General features: G+C 70.2%; 2 protein-coding genes. One reads left to right on the top strand and one right to left on the bottom strand.

Annotation, left to right across the window (positions count from 1 at the left end):
• A partial coding sequence (locus tag D6694_00975) for a CxxxxCH/CxxCH domain-containing protein (protein RMH48045.1) occupies nucleotides 1-546 on the bottom strand: 546 nt, incomplete at its 3' end.
• A 582-nt stretch (nucleotides 547-1,128) separates the two neighbouring features.
• Here D6694_00975 and D6694_00970 point away from each other — a divergent pair.
• On the top strand, nucleotides 1,129-1,378 hold a 250-nt coding region (locus D6694_00970; GenBank protein ID RMH48044.1), incomplete at its 3' end, for a hypothetical protein.

The raw sequence follows: 1,378 nt of genomic DNA, 5'->3' as shown, positions 1-1,378 counted from the left end.
GGCCGTGGCCTTGCCCGTGGCGTTCCCGCTCGGCCACACCACCGTGGGCCCGCTTCCGCCCGGGCCGTGGCAGACGTCGCAGGACCCCGCGCCGAAGTCTCCGTAGGTGACGGTGCGGCCCGAGTCGGCCAGCCGGTGGCTCGCGTCGTTGGCGTGGCAGGCGTTGTCACACCCGAAGTTGGTCTCGTTGTACCCGGCCCCGGTCGAGGGGCTCGGCCCGTTCATCATCACGCTGCCGTCGCCGTGGTGGGTGGCCGGGTCGTAGTTGGCGTTCTTGGGCGAATGGTTCCCCGTGCCGTCGTCCTTGGTGCCGTGGCAGATGGCGCATTCCTCGTGGTTCGACTTGAGGTAGGTGCCCCCGTCGTTGCGGCTCAGGTCGTGGTCCACGGTGCCGTTCACCGGCGGGTACCCGTGGCAGGCGTCGCAGGTGGTGATGCTGCCGCCCACCCAGTTGGGGGTGGCGTTGTTGAAGTGGCAGTCCACGTTGGTGCAGTTGGTGCCGTTCCAGGCCGCGTTGGTCTCCCCGGGGATCCGGAGGAAGTACATATCCACCGAGCCGTTGTTGTGGACGCCCGAGGGGCCCGTGGTGGTGTAGTCCACGCTGGGCTGGGCCGAGGCCGCCCCGTGGCACCGGTCGCAGTCGGTGTAGTCGGCGTCGGCGCTGGCGTGCACGGCGTGGGCGCCCTGGCTCGGGGGCGTGCCGTGGCACAGGGTGCAGCCGCTGCCGGTGCCGCCGCCGCTCGGCGCCACCCCGGACGAGGTGTCGGTGTTGGTGGTGGTGTTGTCGGCGGCGTCGGTGGCCCGGACCCCGAAGTAGTAGGTCGTGCCGTCCGTGAGCCCGGTGACCGTGGCCGAGGTGCTGAGCACGCCGGGCATCGTGCCCAGGGGGCTCGTGAACACCGCTGCGGCGCTCGTGGCCCAGTACACGGTGTACCGGATCGGGGTCGAGGCGTCGGAGGCCGCATTCCACGTGACGTTCACCGCCCCACCGGTGCCCGCGTCGGTGGCGGCGATGCCCGAGTTCGGGCTCCAGGTGGGCGGGCTGGAGTCGCTGCCGGCCCCCTCGGTCCAGTCCAGGTCCAGGTACTCGGTCACGCCCGAGGTGTGCTGGTCGTACATGACCCGGGGATGGTCGCTCGAGGCCGTGGTGATGTCGGCCACGAAGTAGATCCCGAACTTGCTCCCCGCGGGCACCGTGATCTGGGCGCCGTTCATGTTGACGTTCGTGTAGGTCTGGGTGGAGTTGGCCGTGAGCCCCACGGTGCCGTAGTTGGCCGAAAGCGTGACGTTCCCGGAGCTGTCGAGCGCCGCGAGATAGATCCGCATCACGTCGTTGTTGTCGCCGCCCCGCAGCCGGAACCGGTTCGTGTTCTTGGCC

Source organism: Gammaproteobacteria bacterium, assembly GCA_003696665.1.
Classification (GTDB): Bacteria; Pseudomonadota; Gammaproteobacteria; order Enterobacterales.
This window is presented reverse-complemented; position numbering and strand designations above follow the sequence as displayed.